This is a genomic window from Salipiger sp. HF18 (assembly GCF_011806505.1).
GTDB lineage: Bacteria > Pseudomonadota > Alphaproteobacteria > Rhodobacterales > Rhodobacteraceae > Salipiger > Salipiger thiooxidans.
The window spans coordinates 1-1,450 of record NZ_JAATOS010000741.1; the positions used below are offsets into that span (position 1 = coordinate 1).

At 68.9% G+C, this 1,450-nt stretch carries 2 protein-coding genes; both read right to left on the reverse strand.

Annotated elements, in window-relative coordinates; translation table 11 throughout:
- The coding region (locus tag HC022_RS26465; protein WP_254885279.1) for an amidase at positions 1–721 on the reverse strand (721 nt) is incomplete at its 3' end.
- Positions 718–1,005, reverse strand: a complete 288-nt coding sequence (gene gatC, locus HC022_RS26470; protein WP_008886296.1) for an Asp-tRNA(Asn)/Glu-tRNA(Gln) amidotransferase subunit GatC — start codon at positions 1,003–1,005, stop codon at positions 718–720. The genes gatC and HC022_RS26465, both read right to left, overlap by 4 nt.
- Positions 1,006–1,450: the final 445 nt, after the last annotated feature.

The window sequence follows — 1,450 nt, forward strand, 5'->3', positions numbered from 1 at the left end:
CCTTGGGATCGTGACCGCACATCGCCTGCAGCAGGATCGCGGCGTCGCGCACGTCCTTGGTCATCGGGCCGGCCTGGTCGAGCGACGAGGCGAAGGCCACGATGCCCCAGCGCGAGCAGCGCCCGTAGGTCGGCTTGATGCCGGTGATGCCGGTGAAGGCCGCGGGCTGGCGGATCGAGCCGCCGGTGTCGGTGCCGGTGGCGGCAAGGCAGAGATCCGCCGCGACCGCCGCCGCCGAGCCGCCGGACGAGCCGCCGGGCGTCAGCGCGGTGTCGTCGTTGCCGCGGCGCCACGGGTTGACCGCGTTGCCGTAGCACGAGGTCTCGTTCGACGAGCCCATGGCGAACTCGTCCATGTTGAGCTTGCCGAGCATCACCGCGCCCGCGTCGAAGAGCTTGCCGGTGACGGTGGATTCGTACTCGGGCCGGAAGCCCTCGAGGATGCGCGAGGCGGCCTGCGACGGCACGCCCCTGGTGCAGAAGAGGTCCTTGATGCCCATCGGGATGCCGCAGAGCGACGGCGCCTCGCCGTCCTTGATGCGGGCATCGGCGGCCTTTGCCTGCTCCATGGCGATCTCGGGGGTCTTGTGCACGAAGGCCCCGAGCGCGTCGGCGGCGTCGATGGCGCCGAGGCAGGCTTCGGTCAGCTCGACCGAGGTCACGTCACCGGCGCGCAGCGCGTCGCGCGCCTCGGCCACTTTCATCTTGGTCAGATCGGTCATTCCACCACCTTCGGCACGGCAAAGAAGCCCTCGCGGGCATCGGGGGCATTGCTCAGGATCTTGTCCTGCTGGTTGCCGTCGGTCACGCCGTCCTGCCGGCGCTTGAGACGCATCGGGGTCACCGAGACCATCGGCTCGACGCCCTCCACGTCCACTTCGTTCAGCTGCTCGATGAAATCGAGGATGTTCGAGAATTCCTGTGCCAGCGCCGGAAGCTGGTCGTCCTCGACCCGGATCCGGGCGAGCTTCGCCACGCGGGCGGCGGTGTCGGTGTCGATCGACATCGGGCGGCTCCCCTGTCTGAATATGTCCGCAAGAGTTTCGCCCGCTTTACCGCCGCAGCCGCGCAGCCGCAAGCGTGTCGGGCGCGCGGCACCGGCCACAAGGCCGTCATCGCGCAGCACGCACCATCCCATCACCTGCAGGATCCTCCGCGGCGCAGGCGACACCACCGGGACCGCCCCCGCCCTTCATCTTGCCAGATAAACTCCGGGGGTGAGGCGCGGCACGCGCCGAGGGGGCAGCGCCCCCTCTCGCCCCTCCAACAAAGCCCGACGCCAAACACGAAAAGACCCCCGAAGCATACGCCCCGGGGGTCCCACAGTCTGTTCTCGATCATTCCGCCGGTCGGACCATCACCCGGTCAAACAGGCGGACGGACAGGACCGATCACTCGGCCTTCATCGCCTCGACCGAGATCTCGACCTCGACCTCGTCGCTCACGTAGGG

Bases quoted from the DNA above. Each gene is read 5' to 3' on its own strand.
- gatC (WP_008886296.1), bottom strand. From the start codon at position 1,005: ATGTCGATCGACACCGACACCGCCGCCCGCGTGGCGAAGCTCGCCCGG.